Source organism: Pseudoalteromonas sp. TB25, from assembly GCF_000497995.1.
Taxonomy (GTDB): domain Bacteria; phylum Pseudomonadota; class Gammaproteobacteria; order Enterobacterales; family Alteromonadaceae; genus Pseudoalteromonas; species Pseudoalteromonas distincta.
This window is the reverse complement of the sequence record NZ_AUTI01000317.1, coordinates 28486-46376: the sequence shown is the minus strand read 5'-3', so window position 1 is coordinate 46376 and position 17891 is coordinate 28486. Positions and strand designations below refer to the sequence as shown.

15 protein-coding genes and 1 pseudogene are annotated in these 17891 nt (G+C 40.3%); 7 read left to right on the top strand and 9 right to left on the bottom strand.

Going from position 1 to position 17891, the window contains the following annotated elements; translation table 11 throughout:
- The 4 genes from L652_RS0111980 to L652_RS0111965 form a co-directional block, all read left to right on the top strand.
- Nucleotides 1–1642: assimilatory sulfite reductase (NADPH) flavoprotein subunit (locus L652_RS0111980; protein ID WP_024603471.1), on the top strand; the 1642-nt coding region annotated here is incomplete at its 5' end.
- Between the two features lie 61 nt (nucleotides 1643–1703).
- A complete protein-coding gene (cysI, locus tag L652_RS0111975; protein WP_024594733.1) occupies nucleotides 1704–3401 on the top strand; it encodes an assimilatory sulfite reductase (NADPH) hemoprotein subunit in 1698 nt (565 codons plus the stop codon).
- 43 nt (nucleotides 3402–3444) lie between these two features.
- On the top strand, nucleotides 3445–4185 hold the full coding sequence (locus L652_RS0111970) for a phosphoadenylyl-sulfate reductase (RefSeq protein WP_024594734.1): 741 nt from the start codon (nucleotides 3445–3447) through the stop codon (nucleotides 4183–4185).
- Nucleotides 4186–4328: 143 nt separating this feature from the next.
- Entirely contained in the window at nucleotides 4329–4877 is a 549-nt protein-coding gene (locus L652_RS0111965) for a DUF4124 domain-containing protein (protein ID WP_024594735.1), read from the top strand.
- On the opposite strand, the gene L652_RS1000000125720 is transcribed toward L652_RS0111965, so the two are convergent.
- From L652_RS1000000125720 to L652_RS0111945, 4 genes and pseudogenes are all read right to left on the bottom strand, one after another.
- Nucleotides 4878–5132, bottom strand: coding sequence for a hypothetical protein (locus L652_RS1000000125720; RefSeq protein ID WP_024594736.1), 255 nt, complete (start codon nucleotides 5130–5132; stop codon nucleotides 4878–4880).
- A gap of 137 nt (nucleotides 5133–5269) precedes the next feature.
- Nucleotides 5270–8018: pseudogene (acnA, locus tag L652_RS01000000123750) on the bottom strand (aconitate hydratase AcnA).
- Nucleotides 8019–8223: 205 nt separating this feature from the next.
- Entirely contained in the window at nucleotides 8224–8652 is a 429-nt protein-coding gene (locus L652_RS0111950; protein WP_024596965.1) for a hypothetical protein, read from the bottom strand.
- Between the two features lie 101 nt (nucleotides 8653–8753).
- The gene (locus L652_RS0111945; RefSeq protein ID WP_024596966.1) at nucleotides 8754–9137 is read right to left on the bottom strand and encodes an RNA-binding S4 domain-containing protein; all 384 of its coding nucleotides are present in this window, start codon (nucleotides 9135–9137) and stop codon (nucleotides 8754–8756) included.
- Between the two features lie 256 nt (nucleotides 9138–9393).
- Here L652_RS0111945 and L652_RS0111940 point away from each other — a divergent pair, with 256 nt between their 5' ends.
- Both L652_RS0111940 and L652_RS0111935 read left to right on the top strand, forming a co-directional pair.
- On the top strand, nucleotides 9394–9681 hold the full coding sequence (locus tag L652_RS0111940) for a hypothetical protein (RefSeq protein WP_024596967.1): 288 nt from the start codon (nucleotides 9394–9396) through the stop codon (nucleotides 9679–9681).
- Between the two features lie 55 nt (nucleotides 9682–9736).
- Nucleotides 9737–10402, top strand: coding sequence for a hypothetical protein (locus tag L652_RS0111935; RefSeq protein ID WP_024596968.1), 666 nt, complete (start codon nucleotides 9737–9739; stop codon nucleotides 10400–10402).
- 9 nt (nucleotides 10403–10411) lie between these two features.
- Here L652_RS0111935 and L652_RS0111930 read toward each other — a convergent pair whose 3' ends face one another.
- The 5 genes from L652_RS0111930 to glnA all read right to left on the bottom strand — a co-directional run bounded on the left by L652_RS0111930 (nucleotide 10412) and on the right by glnA (nucleotide 15467).
- Nucleotides 10412–10870 (bottom strand): cyclic nucleotide-binding domain-containing protein, encoded by a 459-nt coding sequence (locus tag L652_RS0111930; protein WP_010554789.1) that lies wholly within the window; start codon nucleotides 10868–10870, stop codon nucleotides 10412–10414.
- A gap of 29 nt (nucleotides 10871–10899) precedes the next feature.
- Complete coding sequence (gene ntrC / locus L652_RS0111925; RefSeq protein WP_024596969.1) at nucleotides 10900–12285, bottom strand: nitrogen regulation protein NR(I); 1386 nt, start codon at nucleotides 12283–12285, stop codon at nucleotides 10900–10902.
- A 14-nt stretch (nucleotides 12286–12299) separates the two neighbouring features.
- Nucleotides 12300–13343 carry a nitrogen regulation protein NR(II) gene (glnL, locus tag L652_RS0111920; RefSeq protein WP_024603470.1) on the bottom strand — a complete coding sequence of 348 codons (1044 nt, stop codon included), beginning with the start codon at nucleotides 13341–13343 and terminating at the stop codon, nucleotides 12300–12302.
- 82 nt (nucleotides 13344–13425) lie between these two features.
- The gene (locus L652_RS0111915; protein ID WP_024596971.1) at nucleotides 13426–13947 is read right to left on the bottom strand and encodes a DUF4124 domain-containing protein; all 522 of its coding nucleotides are present in this window, start codon (nucleotides 13945–13947) and stop codon (nucleotides 13426–13428) included.
- Nucleotides 13948–14060: 113 nt separating this feature from the next.
- A complete protein-coding gene (gene glnA, locus L652_RS0111910; RefSeq protein ID WP_010554792.1) occupies nucleotides 14061–15467 on the bottom strand; it encodes a glutamate--ammonia ligase in 1407 nt (468 codons plus the stop codon).
- A 507-nt stretch (nucleotides 15468–15974) separates the two neighbouring features.
- On the opposite strand from glnA, the gene typA reads away from it, so the two are divergent.
- The gene (gene typA / locus L652_RS0111905) at nucleotides 15975–17798 is read left to right on the top strand and encodes a translational GTPase TypA (protein ID WP_024596972.1); all 1824 of its coding nucleotides are present in this window, start codon (nucleotides 15975–15977) and stop codon (nucleotides 17796–17798) included.
- The last annotated feature ends 93 nt before the right edge of the window (nucleotides 17799–17891 follow it).

The following is a 17891-nucleotide window of genomic DNA, read 5'->3' as shown; positions in this document are numbered from 1 at the left end:
TGCAGGAGATGCTGCAGCGCTAACTATTTTATATGGTTCGCAAACGGGTAACGCAAAAGGCGTAGCAAGCAAAATGAAAGAGCAGGCTGAGTCGCGCGGCTTAGCGGTTAAATTGGTTAGCATGTCAGATTACAAACCAACAGCCCTGAAAAAAGAAAAGTTTTTAACCATCGTTGTATCTACTTACGGTGAAGGTGAGCCACCAGAAGACGCAGAAACACTCTATGAATTTTTAGCAACTAAAAAAGCACCAAAACTAGACGATGTAAAAATAGCCGTTATTGGTTTAGGTGATTCTAGCTATGAGTTTTTCTGCCAAACAGCAAAAGACTTTGAAGAGCGTTTAAATAAACTAGGTGCACAGACCATATATCAACGTGCTGATTTAGATGTAGATTATGAAGAAGAAGCTGCAACATGGATTGCGGGCGCAATTGACGCATTCGAACCTGATTTAAAAGCGCAACAAGAGGCCGCTGGTGGTCAAGTTGTATCAATGCCATTTGGCGCACCAACTTCTGCAGCAAGCCAATATACAAAACAAAATCCATTTGAAGCAGAGCTATTAACTGTTCAAAAAATTACCGGTCGCGACTCAACTAAAGATGTACGCCATGTTGAAATTTCGCTTGAAGGTTCTGACATTACTTACACGCCAGGTGATTCATTAGGTGTGTACTTTTTAAATGACGATGTATTAGTTGATGAAGTACTTACACTTACTCAAATAGATGCAACAAGCATTGTAAAAGTAGGTGATGAAGAGCTAAGCGTACGCGATGCACTTATTGAAAAACTAGAGCTGACTCAGTCATACCCTGGTTTTGTAGAAAAATATGCAACTGCTACGGGCACGCCAGAGCTGCTTAAACTAGTTGAAGATAAAACTGCAATGCGCGCATACATTGAGCCTCGTCAAATATTTGATGTGATTCGCCAAAACCCAGCAAAGCTTGATGCGCAAACATTAGTAGATTGCTTACGTAAACTACAAGCGCGTTTGTACTCAATTGCATCTAGCCAAAGCGAAGTTGAAGACGAAGTACATTTAACACTAGCTCTAGTGCAGTTTGATGCATTTGATAGCGAGCATTTAGGTGGCTGTACTGGTTACTTAACTCGTCGTGCTGAAGAAGGTTGTAAAGTTAAAGTATTTAGCGAACACAACGATAATTTCCGCCTACCTACTAACGATGATACACCTGTGATCATGGTTGGCCCAGGTACCGGTATTGCGCCGTTCCGTGCATTTTTACAAGAGCGTGATTCGCGTGAAGCACAAGGCAAAAACTGGTTGTTTTTTGGTAACCCACATTTTACTCAAGATTTTTTATACCAAGTAGAAATACAGGGTTATTTAAAATCGGGTTTACTTAACAAAGTAGATGTAGCATTTAGCCGCGACCAAGCCGAAAAAGTATACGTACAAGACAAATTACGCAGTAACAGTAAAGACGTGTTTGAATGGTTAGAAGCTGGCGCTCACTTTTATATTTGTGGCGATGCAAATCGTATGGCAAAAGATGTACACAACGCCTTGCTTGATATCGTTAAAGAAAACACAGGTAAGAGTAACGAAGACGCAGAGCAATACTTAAAAGATTTGCGTAGCGCAAACCGCTATCAGAAAGACGTGTATTAATCACGTTTCTTATTTTATTTAACAGCTAACAGCCGTCACTGTAACAAATTTAGGATTTAAAATGAGCGAACAAGATAAAAACGTAAAACTTTCTGATAACGAACGTTTGAAAAGAGAAAGTAACTTTTTACGTGGCACCATAGAAAAAGATTTAAAAGATGAAATTACTGGTGGTTTTACTGCCGACAACTTTCAGCTAATTCGTTTTCATGGCATGTACCAACAAGATGACCGCGATATACGTGGTGAGCGTGCTAAGCAAAAGCTAGAGCCGCTACATAATGTAATGTTACGTGCGCGTATGCCTGGCGGTATTATTAAGCCAGAGCAGTGGCTAGCAATCGATAAGTTTGCAGATGACAAAACAAGCTACGGCAGTATTCGTTTAACAACGCGTCAAACGTTTCAGTTTCATGGTGTGCTAAAGCCTAATATTAAAGGCATGCACCAAATGCTTGATAGCGTAGGTATAGACTCTATTGCTACAGCGGGTGACGTTAACCGTAATGTGCTTTGTACTACTAACCCAGTTGAGTCTGAGTTACATCAAGAAGCTTACGACTGGGCTGCAAAAATTTCTGAGCATTTATTACCAAAAACGAAAGCGTATGCCGAAATTTGGTTAAATGGCGAAAAAGCAGAAACCACAGAAGAGCCAATTTTAGGGTCTAATTACTTACCGCGTAAATTTAAAACAACGGTAACTATTCCACCTAACAACGAAGTTGATGTGCATGCGAATGACTTAAACTTTGTGGCAATTGCTGATAACGGCAAGCTTGTTGGTTTTAACGTATTAGTGGGCGGTGGCCTTGCCATGACGCACGGCGATACAGCAACTTATCCGCGTAAGGCTGATGACTTTGGCTTTATTACGCTAGAAGATACCTTAAAAATTGCAGAGCATGTTGTATCTGTGCAGCGCGATTGGGGTAATCGTTCAAACCGTAAAAATGCAAAAACTAAATACACACTAGACCGTGTAGGTGTTGATGTATTTAAAGCAGAAGTAGAAAAACGCTCAGGCGTTACGTTTGCACCAAGTCGTCCGTTTGAGTTTACTCACCGAGGCGATCGCATTGGTTGGGTTGAAGGCATTGATGGTAAGCATCACTTAACGCTATTCATTCAAAGTGGTCGTATTTTAGACTACCCAGGCAAACCGCTTAAAACAGGTTGTCGTAAAATTGCAGAAGTTCACCAAGGTGACATGCGTATGACGGCAAACCAAAACTTAATTATTGCTGGCGTACCTGCAGATCAAAAAGCCGTGATTGAAGAAATTGCACGTAGCCATGGCTTAATTGACGACACAGATTCGCAGCAACGTAAAAACTCTATGGCGTGTGTTTCGCTGCCAACGTGCCCACTTGCAATGGCCGAAGCAGAGCGTTACTTACCAAGCCTAGTAGAAAAAACTGAAGCATTACTTGCTAAGCACGGTATACCAGATGACAGCATTATTATGCGCGTTGTTGGTTGCCCGAACGGCTGTGGCCGCGCAATGCTAGCCGAAGCTGGTTTAGTGGGTAAAGGCCCAGGTAAGTACAACGTTTACCTAGGTGGTAATTTAGAAGGCACACGTATTCCTAAATTGTACCTTGAGAACGTAGGCGAAGACGTTTACTTAGAAGCATTCGATAAGCTAATTGGCCAATGGGCAAGCGAGCGCAATGACGGTGAGTGTTTTGGTGACTTTGTTATACGCAAAGGCATTGTTGCTGAAGTAAAAGTATCAGTAACCGATTTTCACGCTTAATTAAATACCAGCGCTTTGGCGCTGGTGAGGTTTGGAATTTACCATGAGTGAATTTAAAAACATTTTACAGCTAGATAAACAAAGCCAAACGGCTATGTTAGCTGATGCTAATGGTTTACTAGCGAATATGAGCGCAGAACAGCGCGTTGCATGGGCGCTTGATAACTTGCCTAATACGGCTTTTTTATCATCTAGCTTTGGTATTCAAGCGGCAGTAATGCTGCATTTAATGACCTCACAACGTCCAGATATTCCTGTTGTATTAACCGATACCGGCTATTTATTTCCTGAAACGTATCAGTTTATTGAGCAAATGAGTGAGCGTTTATCACTTAACTTAAAGGTGTATAGAGCGCCGCTTAGCCCAGCATGGCAAGAGGCTAAATTTGGTAAACTATGGGAGCAAGGCGAAGACGGCATTAAGCAATATAATCAGCTTAATAAAGTAGAGCCGATGACCCGTGCGTTAAAAGAAATAGAAGCAGGCACGTGGTTTAGTGGTCTGCGCCGCGATCAATCATCTACACGTGCTGATAAACAGTTTGTAGAAATTAGCCGTGGTACCGTTAAAGTGTACCCGATTATTGAATGGTCTAACCGCGACGTGTATCAGTATCTTACTAAGCACGATTTACCTTACCACCCATTATGGGAGCAAGGTTATGTGTCGATGGGTGACGTACATACAACACGTAAGTTAGAACCAGGAATGACTGAGGAAGAAACCCGCTTTTTTGGTTTAAACCGAGAATGTGGACTACACATGGATGGTGATGGTATTTAACGCCACTACAGTGTAGTTAAATTGCAAATAAAAACGCAGCTTCGGCTGCGTTTTTATTTTTTTATTAGGGTACAAAAAATTGCCTAATTAAGTATTTTTTATTAGACTCAAGGCATTAAAGGATTAATTAAAGCAGGAACGCTATGAAATACTTTACCTACTTAGCTATATCAATCATGGCTATTGCAGTCATCTCTTTGTTTTATATAAAAAAGCCCGATGGTCAAACATGGCTTTCTGCATCATCAATTAGCAGTGAATCTCAGCAAATTAAAGAAAAAATGGTCGCGCTATCTAGCAATACTTTGGACCAAGCAGTGCAGGGCGTTAAGCAAGCTGGCGATAAAATTGCGAGCAGTATTTCTGATGAACCAATGCCTGAAAGTACCACCTCAAGCAGCAAAATTTTTAAGTGGCAAGATGAAACAGGCCAATGGCACTTTTCTGATACACCTAACCCGCATGCAAAAAGTATTGAAGTAAAACTCGATCCTAAAGATATTACTGTTATTGCAGCAGAAGACACGTCTATTTTAAATACCTCTCCAAGTACAAATACAATGTCGGCTGCACCAGAGGGGATCAGTATTTTGAACCCAGACTCTGTTAAAAAGCTATTTAATGATGCCGAAAATGTAAAAGACAAACTAGAAAAACGTAATAAAGAAATTAATAATTTAAGTGCACTCTAATTATTTAGAGTGCGTGCTTTTATGGTTTTTTAAATAACGTTTTTCGGCTTCCATCAATAATACGGTTAAATATATTTTAGTGGGAAGTGACAGCAGCACGCCTACAGCAATGCATGCCGCGGCTATAATTATTCCTTTAATACCATGATTAACAGTGAAGTAACTCGACGCAATTAAAGTGTGGCCAGTCACAATGAGGCACAACCCAAGCACTATTGATGTTTTAAGCAGCCTAATTATCATTATTTGCGACATAGTTACCTCACTAAGAGTTACCTTAGTGTAGGCATGCTTTAAAGGCTTAGCATTGATTTAAGACAACAAACAGCACACATAAAAAAGCCCAGCTTATTACTAAACTGGGCTTTTAAATGTATTAACTACTGTTTTTATTAGTCGAGCATATTACGCAGTACATATTGTAAAATACCGCCGTGTTTGTAGTAATCCCACTCTTTAGGGGTATCAATACGTACATCAGCACTCAAGGTTACTTTTTTACCTTCGGCATTTGTAGCAATAACGGTTACTTCATCGGTTTTATCGTACAGGCCATCAATATCAAATTGTTCTTGCCCTGTTAACCCATGTGACTCGTAGCTTTCACCTTCTTTAAATTGCAGAGGTAATACACCCATACCAATTAAGTTAGAGCGATGAATTCGCTCATAGCTTTGTGCTACAACCGCTTTAACGCCTAGTAAAAGTGAGCCTTTGGCCGCCCAGTCACGAGATGAACCCGTACCGTATTCTTTACCCGCTAAAATAATGAGAGGCGTATTATTTTTTTGATACTCCATAGCTGCATCGTAAATGCTTGCTAAATCGTTTTCTGGTTGTGTACGTGTTACACCGCCCTCAGTACCCGGGGCAAGTAAGTTTTTAAGACGTACATTGGCAAACGTGCCGCGCATCATTACTTCGTGATTACCACGGCGTGAGCCATACGAGTTAAATTGCGATTTTTCTACACCTTTCTCTTGCAAGTATAAACCTGCTGGCGCTTCTGCTTTAATAGCACCTGCTGGAGAAATATGGTCAGTAGTTACTGAATCCCCAAGCTTAGCTAAACAACGTGCGCCCTCAATCGTTGGAATACCCGGAGGTTCTACTTTCATACCATCAAAAAATGGTGCTTTTTTAATGTAGGTAGATGCGTCATCCCAATCATAAAGTTTGCCATCAGGTATTTGAATTTGCTGCCAGCGGCTATCGCCTTCGTAAACGTTAGCGTAGCTTTTTTCAAACATTTCTTTAGTTACTGTTTCTTTAACTAGGTCGCTCACTTCTTTAACGCTTGGCCAGATGTTTTTAAGGTAAATATCGTTACCATTAGCATCTTGCGCAAGGGGTTCGTTGTATACGTCAATGTCGGTTCTGCCGGCAATGGCATAGGCTACAACAAGTGGAGGTGAGGCTAAAAAGTTCATTTTCACATCTTGGTGAATACGCCCTTCAAAGTTACGGTTACCCGATAAAATAGAGCTAACCACTAATTTATGCTTTTGAATCGCATCTGATATTTCAGTCGCTAGTGGACCTGAGTTGCCAATACACGTAGTACAGCCATAGCCTACCAAGTTAAATCCTAGGCTTTCTAGGTCGTCCATCAAGCCTGCTTTTTCTAGGTAGTCGGTAACTACTTTAGAGCCTGGTGCAAGGGATGTTTTAACCCAAGGTTTTACATTAATGCCTAATTGCTTCGCTTTTTTAGCGACTAAGCCTGCGGCTAAAATAACACTTGGATTAGAGGTATTGGTACAGCTGGTAATTGCGGCAATAACACAAGCGCCATCATTTAGCTCAAACTCTTGGCCTTTAAATTTAACTTTAGCGGCACCCATAAACTGTGCTTCGTCTACTGGCTCATCTGGATTTGTTGTTGGGCCTTCACTTTCAATACGAGCTTGCTCTTCATCGCTTTTATCGCGACGAGCCATACGCTCATCTTGAAAGCCTTTTAAATGCTCGCCAATTACTTCACCCGCTTTATTTAGGGCAATTCTATCTTGTGGACGTTTAGGGCCTGCAAGGCTTGGTACAACATCGTCTAATTTAAGTTCGAGTGTATCGGTGTAGCTCGCTTCGTCGCCATCGTTACGCCATAAACCTTGGTGTTTAGCATAATCTTCAATTACCTTTAGGTGTTTTTCGTCGCGGTTTGTTAAGCGAAGGTAGTTAATGGTTTCATCATCAATCGGGAAAATACCACACGTAGCGCCGTATTCTGGTGCCATATTCGCTATGGTTGCTCTATCGGCAAGTGGTAGGTCGGCAAGGCCGTCACCATAAAACTCTACAAATTTACCCACTACACCATGGTTACGCAGTATTTCGGTTACTGTTAATACTAAATCGGTTGCGGTTGTACCTTCAGGTAATCTGCCGCTTAGCTTCATACCGACTACTTGTGGAATCAATAAACTAATTGGCTGACCAAGCATAGCCGCTTCGGCTTCAATACCGCCTACGCCCCAACCAAGTACACCTAAGCCATTAATCATGGTTGTATGAGAGTCGGTACCTACGAGAGNGAGTGTCTGGGTAAGCGAATTTTTTGCCATCGCGCTCTTCATTAAAAACAACACGGGCTAAATACTCTAAATTCACTTGGTGAACAATACCGGTTGCTGGTGGCACTACTTTTAAATTATCAAAAGCGGTTTGTCCCCAGCGTAAAAATTCGTAACGTTCTTTATTTCGGTCATATTCAAGCTTGGCATTTAAATCAAATGCACCATCATTACCATAACCATCTACTTGTACCGAATGGTCAATAACAAGTTCAGCTGGCGATAACGGATTTATTTTTGCAGGATCGCCACCTAGTTTTTCCATTGCGTCACGCATCGCGGCTAAATCAACAATAGCGGGTACACCGGTGAAATCTTGCATAACTACGCGAGCTGGAGTAAAGGCAACTTCAGATGCAGGTTTTGCTTGAGGATCCCAATTAAGGAGGGCTTGAATGTCTTGTTCTTTAATATTTGCGCCGTCTTCGTTTCGAAGAAGGTTTTCAAGTAATACTTTTAAGGAGAAGGGCAATCGTTTCGCTTTGTCGCCAAGTCCTTTTAGAGAATGAATATGATATTGCTCACCGTTTATTGTGAGCTGATGTTGGGTATCGAAACTATTATTCATTATTTGCCCCTTTATGAATTATAAAAATATTTTGAAGAGTGACCTCTGTAGTACTTGAGTTGCAAAGTGCATACCAATGTAAAAAGCCGTCTTTAGAGAACGAATTTTATACAATTATTATAGTAGAGATGATGCTGAAAAATTTAATTTCAAGAGATGATTTGAAAGACGAGGTAAGGTCAAAAGTTATTTTGACCTTTATTAATTACTGTAACCAACCTTGTTGCTTAGCTTTAATACTTAAATAAAGTAGAGCAATGGCAATTATGATTACAAAAACAGGCATAAATACAGCACTTGCGCCAAGCAGCTCAATACTGTTTATAACTACAAAGTTATAGTACTGCTGTAGTAAAATAGCACCGAGCGACAGTGCAAAAGTAGGTATTGCAAGAGAGTTTTTAGTAAGTAGAAACAGACAACCCAAAGTGCTTCCAAATACAGCTATAGCAAAGGCAATAGTTGACCAAATAGGAACGTTAGAGTAGGCAGCTTGTTGATCTAGCGGTAGTTTACCTATCATTTCGGGTGTCATCATCATGTGCATAGCAAATGCAATAACGCCAAGTAAGTTCCATACAAGTGCCGCCCATACAGCGGGTTTAAACCAGGTGGCTGGTGTGTTTTGTGACATATTATTACCTTGTTTTTATTATTATTAGCTAGGTAATTAAAGAGCAAAAAGGCCAACTATACAAGGTGGCCTTTTTATATAAAAAGAGGTTTTTTAAATACTTAACCAAATGAAATAGGACGACGACCTGTTTTATCGTCAACTTTTGGCTTTTTAGTGCGCTTGCGCTTAGCTTTAGCTGGCTGATTTGTTGGTTGTGGTGCAGCTTGCTTTGATTCTGCTTGAGTTTGTGCAGCAGGTTTTTCTGCAGGAACTGCATCTTCACTTAACGCAAGTTGAAAAAACTCACCATCGAATTCTAGTACATCGCCACTGTATAATTTTTTCCGCTTTATTGTACAAATTTCATGGTTAACACCCACATAGCCTTCAGTGATTAGGTTTTTAGCTTGGCCGCCACCTTCAACTAAGTTTAATACTTTTAATAATTTACAAAGCTCAATCGGCTCTTCTTCTAACTCTATTTCTATATATTCTTCGTTCATATTTGCTCTCGGTGGGGTAACGCACAGGCTTTAGTATAAAGGCTTACAGCGACTTTTGCACCAAAGCAAGTAACTTTAGATAGCTGTAATACACAATTAGTTATGAAAGTTTTTAGGTATTTTATCTGTCTTTAAAAAAACTGAAGCAATTAAAAGTTAAGCTTCGTTGCAATCTTTTTTACGTATGGCTCGCTAATTGCTAAAACTCTGGCGGATTAATCAATGTGTAATGAATACATATAAAACGGAGTAGAAAATGGGCGTAAGATTAGCAATGAAAAAAGAGCTAATGGGCTTAGATAATTCAGATATGTTGACCGCAGATGATGTTAGGTCACATCTTACTAATCAAGTAAAAGAGCAAAAGGAAAATGCTGAACGTGGTTTTTCTGTGATTTCAAAATTTAACGATCACCATAGTCGTTTAGTGAGTGGCGATATGAAAAAAAAATCGGTACTTGAATTTCAACGCCATCGTTTATTTAAAGAAGTTTTATATACTCGCAAAAGTGTGGATGCTTGGTTGGATAGCCAAACAAATTAAATTGCTATAAATAGTTACCTTTAATAGACTACAAGCGTAATCAAAAGGGGTAACTATGAAAAATGGAATTTTAATGTGTGTGTTGGCATTACCATTAGCTGCGTGTCAACAACCTACCGTGTATGTATTTAGTGAAAACTTGCAAGATGAACAGAGCAATCAGCTCGATGCTGCGCTAAAAGCACAATCGCTCCCTTATGAATATGTAGAGCTGGCAATCCCACCTGACTTTGGTGAAGCCACATTACTCTTATCAAGTGATAAGATTTATTCTAAAGAAACTGAGCAACTTGCGGCTATAATGCAGGGGCTAGGTTACGAGCCACAAGTTAACTATACAACGCGTTCAAATCATTTTTATGGTGATGGCAACATAGGTTTTTATTTAAAAAATGTAGTGGCGGGTACAACCTTTGTTATGCCTAAAAGGTTACGAACAACTCAATGCAGCGAAGACAAGTACAATGATTTACTTGTCACATTTACAGATAAATATGCTGACTTTACCTTACCCAGTGGCGCTGTTGTAAGGTTAGGTTGGGAGTTTTCATATGGTTACGTTGTCATTTATTACAAAAATTATTCGCAAACATACAGTCACTCACAACCACTTGTAAATACCCCCTTTGGTGCCAAGCCTTCAGATACTTACACTTTTACTGCGCACGTTAATAAGCCCAGTTGGCTTGATTGCTCATTGCAAATTGTTTATATGGATTGAGTGATAGAGTTAACCGTGAGTTTCTATATGTTCACTAAGTTTTGCAATACGCAAACTCATACCTTCTATAATTCGGTCTTTAATTTTTTCACGGATAACATTAGGTAAGCGGGTGAGTGCTTCAGGGGTAATAGCAAGAACTATGCTGTCGGTTTTAGCGCGAGCGCTAGTACTACGCTCTCGGTTATTTATAAAGGCACCTTCACCTATAAATTCACCGGGCTCTATAGTGCCAAGTTCTAGCAAATGATTATGTTTAAATACTAATAACGCGCCGCTAAGTACAATGTACAAACGTTTGTCGTTATCGTATTGCTTAAATAAAAATTGATGCTGGCTTACTAAATACAACAGGCCGAACGACTCTAATAAGACTTGGCGCTCGCTGAGCGTAAATTCCTTAAAAAAGTGCAGCCTGTTTATAATTTCCATTTGTTTAAACAAAGGAATATGTTCGATTAGCTTCATCAATAACCAAATGTGTTAAAAGCGTTTAATCAGCTAATATTGCGCTCTTTTAATTTTCGGGTCAACGTGTTGCGTCCCCAACCAATTTTTATAGCAGCATCTTGCTTATGACCAGAACAATTAGCCAAGGCGGTTTTAATTAAACGAGTTTCTAGCTGGGCTTGAATGTCAGGCCAAATATTTTCTTTGCCTTGTTTAAGCTCTTGATTAAGCCATTGCTGAAACGCATCTAGCCAATCACCTTCTTCTTGGGTCGGCGAAGCATCCAGAATCTCCGGCGGTAAGTCTTGCTCGCTTACAAGCTCACCGGGTGCCATAACTGTAAGCCAGCGACACGTGTTTTCTAATTGGCGCACATTGCCTGGCCAATTAAATAAACGTAATTGCTCAGTCGCTTTAGGGCTCAGCACTTTGCTTTCTACTTGTAGTTCTTTAGCACTTTTATGTAAAAAGTGCTGCGATAAGCTTTCTATATCTTCAGTGCGCTCTCGAAGAGCGGGTAAACGTAGGCGCACAACATTAAGACGATGAAATAAATCATCCCTAAACTTGCCCTGTTTAACTAAATCTTCAAGGTTTTGGTGAGTAGCCGCAATAATACGGACATCTACTTTTATACTTTGATGGCCACCAACGCGATAAAATTCACCATCGGCAAGTACGCGCAATAAACGTGTTTGTACATCAAGTGGCATATCACCAATTTCATCTAAAAACAGTGTGCCGCCATTGGCTTGCTCAAAGCGGCCTTTACGTACGCTATCTGCGCCCGTAAATGCGCCTTTTTCGTGGCCAAATAACTCTGACTCAACAAGCTCTTTTGGAATGGCTGCCATGTTAAGTGCAATAAATTGATTTTCTTTACGTGGACTATGATTGTGCAGCGCACTGGCGACAAGTTCTTTACCTGTGCCAGATTCTCCATTTATTAATACGCTCATGCTAGAAGCCGATAGTTTACCTATCGCTCTAAACACTTCTTGCATTGCGGGCGCTTCACCAATTATGTGAGCACTTTTAGGTGGAGCTTGCTTTCGTTTAGTTTTTTTAGTGGAGTTTGCTCTGCATGCGCTTTCGACGAGAGCTACTGCTTCGTTTAAATCAAACGGCTTAGCTAGGTATTCAAAAGCACCTTTTTGGAATGCATTAACTGCTGAGTCTAAATCAGAATGGGCGGTCATTATAATAACCGGCAACCCAGGGTTTTGCTCTGCGATAAGTTCAAGCAACGCCATACCATCCATGCCTGGCATTCTAACGTCAGAAACTAAAACAGTAGGTTGGCTAAACTTTAGTGCGCTTAGTACATCTTGCGCATTAGCAAAGCTCTCCGTGTTAAACCCTGAACGGGTTAGTGCCTTTTCAAGTACAAAGCGAATTGAGGCATCATCATCTACAAGCCAAACTGTTTTCATGCAAACTCCAAACATTAATCTGCAAAGGGCAGATAGATATTAAATTCAGTATGTCCAGGCCAGCTATCGCATTCTATATAGCCATCATGTTGATCTATCAGCGTTTGCGCTATTGAGAGTCCTAATCCAGAGCCACCTTCTTTATTGGTGATCATAGGGTAGAACAGTGTTTCGCGTACACTGGGATCAATTCCTGGTCCGTTATCAGATATTTGGATCAACAAGGCTTTTTTAGGTGCTTTACCTGGGCGACGATGCTGATGATTAATGCGGGTTTTTATTGTTATTTCACCGCCATCTACAAGCGCCTGTTGGGCATTTCGTACAATGTTTAATACTACTTGCTGAACTTTGCCTTGATCAATGTATACATCAGGAATACTTGGGTCGTAATCTTTAACCAAGCTAATGTTAGAACAATTATCTAACGTACTTAGCCTTGCAACTGATTCAAGTGATTGATGTATGTTGCCATACGATTTTTGTGGAAGTTGATTGGGCCCCAAAAGCCTATCTACTAATTCACGTAATCGGTCGGCTTGCTCAATGATGAGCTCAGCACATTGATCTCTTTCTTGTTGATCAACCTCATACTGCAATAACTGCGCCGCTCCGCGAATCCCACCTAAAGGATTTTTAATTTCGTGCGCTAAGCCTCTAATTAGGTTTCGGGCAGCTTGGTATTGATGCATTTGATTAGACGCTTGGTCGTGCTTAATTTCGTCATCGGTTTGGCGCCACTCAAATAAAATATAAAGCGAGCCANCTACTTTCGCATGGCGAGAATCGCTAAAAACCACGTCAGCTCTATGCTGCTGGCAATCTACACCTTCAACTAGTGAGTATTGTTTAATACGCTCTAAATCGATTGAATGGTAGTTAAAAAGGCTATCAAAAGGTTGATCTAATAGGCGTTTATTACCAAGGCCAAGCAGTTCACTGGTACTGTTATTGGCATATATTACAATAAAGTTTTTATCAAGTAATATGATAGCGGTTGTTTGATTTTGCCAAATGGCATCGAGTAGCTCAGGGCTAAAGTTTTTATTATTAATCATAGCTGCACCATTTTAGTGCGTTGATGTTTGCAAGCAAGTTATACGGTAAAATACACTGCTGCACGTTGAGTAATACCCCAATTTAATTACTTAGGCTTAGCCCTTTTCGGTGCATAAAAAATATACAGGGCTCGCTTGTAGCAATAACTTGGTTTTTACTATTAAAAAGCTTTAATTGTAGTGTGTGCTGACCACGTTCTACATCCCTTATTGCAAAGGTTGAGCTGTCACTGGCAGGGCCGTGTGCTTTACCATCAATAAAAAGTTGTATAGTAAAACCAGTTTCAAAGCGTGGTTTTATTCGGCTAGTAACATAAACAGTGCCGGTATTTTCACGAATAGTCTGGTTATGATCAGGTGAGGAAATGGCAATACTAAAGGCCGCTTGTTGAGGCTGGGGTTGCTCGTCAAAAATGTCAGTATTTGTTGCAGGTATATTAAGATCTTGGCTGGTAAGCTTTACCTCTTTAGCACCTTTATGAGGGGTGTCTGAGAACACTAATACGCCATTTTTATCTTTCCAAGCGTATATTTTTGTTTCACCGGCATAACTATAATTACTTAATCCTAAAGTAATTAATAGTAATAAAATCTTGTTATTCACTCTGCAGCCCTGCATTTTTATCGGTAACTTAACTTTAGTGGAGATTGACTAATTTTACCATTAAAAAAGCCCGCAAAGCGGGCTTGAGAACACACATATTTTTTACAGCTTAATTAACAGCTGTAGTACATTTCAAACTCAACTGGGTGAGTTGTCATGTTAAGCTTTTCAACTTCTTTAGACTTAAGTTCGATGTAAGCATCGATTAAGTCGTCAGTGAATACGCCACCTTGAGTTAAGAATTCACGGTCTGCGCTAAGTGCAGATAGTGCTTCGTCAAGTGATGCTGCAACAGTTGGAATTTCTGCTGCTTCTTCAGCTGGTAAGTCGTATAAATCTTTATCCATAGCATCGCCAGGGTGGATCTTGTTTTTGATACCATCAAGGCCAGCCATAAGCATTGCTGAGAAAGCAAGGTATGGGTTAGCTGTTGGATCCGGGAAGCGTACTTCAATACGACGACCTTTTTCAGATGGAACCACTGGGATACGGATTGATGCAGAGCGGTTACGTGCAGAGTATGCAAGCATAACTGGTGCTTCAAAACCTGGTACTAAACGTTTGTACGAGTTAGTAGATGCGTTTGCAAAAGCGTTAATTGCTTTAGCATGCTTAATGATACCGCCAATGTAGTAAAGTGCATCTTCAGAAAGACCGCCGTACTTATCGCCAGCAAAAAGGTTAACACCGTCTTTAGCTAAAGACTGGTGACAATGCATACCAGAACCGTTATCACCAACAACTGGCTTAGGCATAAACGTTGCTGTTTTACCATATAAGTGAGCCATGTTATGGATAACATATTTCATTTCTTGGATTTCATCCGCTTTTAATACCATTGTATTAAAGCGAGTAGCGATTTCGTTTTGACCTGCTGTTGCTACTTCGTGGTGATGTGCTTCTACTACTTGGCCCATTTCTTCTAGAACTAGACACGTAGCTGAACGCCAATCTTGGAAGTCATCAACAGGAGCAACTGGGAAGTAACCGCCTTTAACACCTGGACGGTGACCAGTGTTGCCATCTGCATATTCTTTATCTGAGTTCCAAGCAGCTTGCTTAGAATCAATTTTGTACATAGAACCAGACATATCTGATTTGTATTTAACATCGTCAAATACGAAGAACTCTGGCTCAGGGCCAAATAAAACAGTGTCTGCAATGCCTGTAGAACGCATGTAATCTTCAGCGCGCTTAGCAACAGAACGCGGGTCGCGCTCATAACCTTGTAATGTAGATGGCTCTACTACGTCACAACGTAAAATTAATGTAGCTTCTTCAGTGAAAGGGTCTAATTTGATTGACTCAGGAACTGGCATTAATACCATGTCTGATTCGTTTATGCCTTTCCAGCCTGCAATTGAAGAGCCGTCGAACATTTTACCGTCTTCAAAAAAGTCTTCATCAACTTGGTGATGAGGAATAGAAACATGCTGTTCTTTACCCTTAGTGTCAGTAAAGCGTAAATCAATGAACTTAACGTCATTTTCTTTAATAAAATCTAAAACCGATTGTGACATGTGTCCTCCAACTATTGGGTTTTGTTATTGCTGCATAATTGCTTTGATATTTACTAAGCTGTTTTTGTGCCATTATTGTAACTGGCTGTTTATAAATTAAAAAAATATCATTGCATCAAAATGGAATATATAAACGCACTGCTTTGGTGCGTAAATATTCCATTTCGGTGCAAAATTTACAGAGCGTAATTTGTTGTTAATTTAATCAGCTGGAATTAGCATAACCTAAATGCAAAAGAGTAACAAAAAGATCGGAAAAATAGTCAAAAAGAGGTTTTTTTGAAAAATAATTGAAATTTAATTCATATAATTGTCATATAAAAAACAGATACTTAGTAAAAGTATTGAGAAAGTTTTAAAATATGTATTGGATAAACTTTCATCCATGTCATTAATGAGGGATAATATGCGCCCTTTTAAATCCTATGCTGGGACATCTCGCGAAAGCGTGGATGAGTGCGTAGATCTTGCAGGATCATTGAGAATTTAATTTCTCTGAGTAAATATATGAGCATCGAAAAGTTAAGAAATATAGCGATTATCGCGCACGTTGACCACGGTAAAACAACTCTGGTTGACAAACTACTTGAGCAATCAGGTACATTAGAAACACGCGGCGGTAACGAAGAGCGCGTGATGGACTCAAACGACATTGAGAAAGAACGTGGTATTACCATTTTGGCTAAAAACACAGCCATTTCTTGGAACGACTACCATATCAATATCGTAGATACCCCGGGACACGCCGATTTCGGTGGTGAAGTTGAACGCGTACTTTCGATGGCTGACTCAGTATTATTACTTGTTGATGCTCAAGAAGGTCCAATGCCACAAACGCGTTTCGTTACGCAAAAGGCATTCGCGCAAGGCTTAAAGCCAATCGTAGTTATCAATAAAATTGATAAGCCAGGTTCACGTCCTGATTGGGTTATGGATCAAATCTTTGATTTATTCGACAACCTTGGCGCAACTGACGAACAGTTAGACTTTAAAGTAATCTACGCTTCAGCTATCAACGGCTGGGCAACGCTAGATTTAGACGAACCATCTGAAAACATGGAACCTATGTTCAAGATGATCGTTGAAGAAGTATCACCACCGGATGCAGATCCTGAAGGTGACTTCCAAATGCAAATTTCTCAACTAGATTACAACTCTTATGTTGGTGTAGTTGGTATTGGTCGTATTAAACGTGGTTCTGTTGCTCCTAACCAACAAGTTACTATTATCAGTGCTGATGGCACTACACGTAATGGTAAAATTGGCGCAGTACAAAGCTACCTAGGTCTTGAACGTATCGAAACTGATAGAGCTTACGCTGGTAACATCGTAACTGTAACAGGTATTGGTGAGCTTAAGATTTCTGACACAGTTTGTTTCCCAGGAAACGTTGAAGCATTACCACCACTAAGTGTTGATGAGCCAACTGTAACAATGACATTCTCTGTAAATAACTCACCTTTCTGTGGTAAAGAAGGTAAGTTTGTAACGTCACGTAACATCCGTGAGCGTTTAGACAAAGAATTAGTACACAACGTAGCACTTCGCGTTGAAGATACTGCTAGCCCAGATAGCTTCCGTGTTTCTGGTCGTGGTGAATTACACCTAGGTATCTTAATCGAAAACATGCGTCGTGAAGGTTACGAGCTTTCAGTTTCTCGTCCAGAAGTTATCTTACGTACTGTTGATGGCGTTCTAGAAGAACCGTTTGAAACAGTAACTATTGACTGTCAAGACGAGCACCAGGGTTCTGTTATGGAACAAGTTGGCCTACGTAAAGGTGAACTTACTAACATGACTCCAGATGGCAAAGGCCGTATGCGTTTAGATTTCATGATCCCTAGCCGTGGTTTAATTGGTTTCCAAACTGATTTCATGACGCTTACTTCGGGTTCTGGTCTTATGTACCATACGTTCGATCATTACGGTCCTCACAAAGGTGGCGACATCGGTGTTCGTAAGAACGGCGTAATGATTGCAAACGCAACGGGTAAAGCACTTACTAACGCATTATTTAACTTACAAGAACGCGGCCGTTTATTCATCGGTCACGGTGTTGAAGTATACGAAGGTATGGTTATCGGTATTCATAACCGTGATAACGACCTTACAGTTAACGCCCTTAAAGGCAAGCAGTTAACTAACGTACGTGCATCTGGTACTGATGAAGCGCAAACGCTTTCTCCACACCTTAACTACTCACTTGAGCAAGCGCTTGAGTTCATCGATGATGACGAGCTAGTTGAAGTTACTCCACTAAACATTCGTATCCGTAAGCGCCACCTTACTGAAAACGAACGTAAACGTGCGGGTCGTGCACCTAAGTCATAATCTATTAATTTAGAATAATGATTTTAAAAGCCGCTGTATTGAAAAATACAGCGGCTTTTTGTGTTTTGGGGTTGGTAAATTTTGGTTTCGAAA

Bases quoted from the DNA above. Each gene is read 5' to 3' on its own strand.
- L652_RS0111930 (WP_010554789.1), bottom strand. From the start codon at position 10,870: ATGAAGCTAATCGAACATATTCCTTTGTTTAAACAAATGGAAATTATA.
- L652_RS0111965 (WP_024594735.1), top strand. From the start codon at position 4,329: ATGAAATACTTTACCTACTTAGCTATATCAATCATGGCTATTGCAGTC.
- L652_RS0111950 (WP_024596965.1), bottom strand. From the start codon at position 8,652: ATGTCACAAAACACACCAGCCACCTGGTTTAAACCCGCTGTATGGGCG.
- ntrC (WP_024596969.1), bottom strand. From the start codon at position 12,285: ATGAAAACAGTTTGGCTTGTAGATGATGATGCCTCAATTCGCTTTGTA.
- L652_RS0111940 (WP_024596967.1), top strand. From the start codon at position 9,394: ATGGGCGTAAGATTAGCAATGAAAAAAGAGCTAATGGGCTTAGATAAT.
- typA (WP_024596972.1), top strand. From the start codon at position 15,975: ATGAGCATCGAAAAGTTAAGAAATATAGCGATTATCGCGCACGTTGAC.
- glnA (WP_010554792.1), bottom strand. From the start codon at position 15,467: ATGTCACAATCGGTTTTAGATTTTATTAAAGAAAATGACGTTAAGTTC.
- cysI (WP_024594733.1), top strand. From the start codon at position 1,704: ATGAGCGAACAAGATAAAAACGTAAAACTTTCTGATAACGAACGTTTG.
- L652_RS0111970 (WP_024594734.1), top strand. From the start codon at position 3,445: ATGAGTGAATTTAAAAACATTTTACAGCTAGATAAACAAAGCCAAACG.
- L652_RS0111935 (WP_024596968.1), top strand. From the start codon at position 9,737: ATGAAAAATGGAATTTTAATGTGTGTGTTGGCATTACCATTAGCTGCG.
- L652_RS1000000125720 (WP_024594736.1), bottom strand. From the start codon at position 5,132: ATGTCGCAAATAATGATAATTAGGCTGCTTAAAACATCAATAGTGCTT.
- L652_RS0111945 (WP_024596966.1), bottom strand. From the start codon at position 9,137: ATGAACGAAGAATATATAGAAATAGAGTTAGAAGAAGAGCCGATTGAG.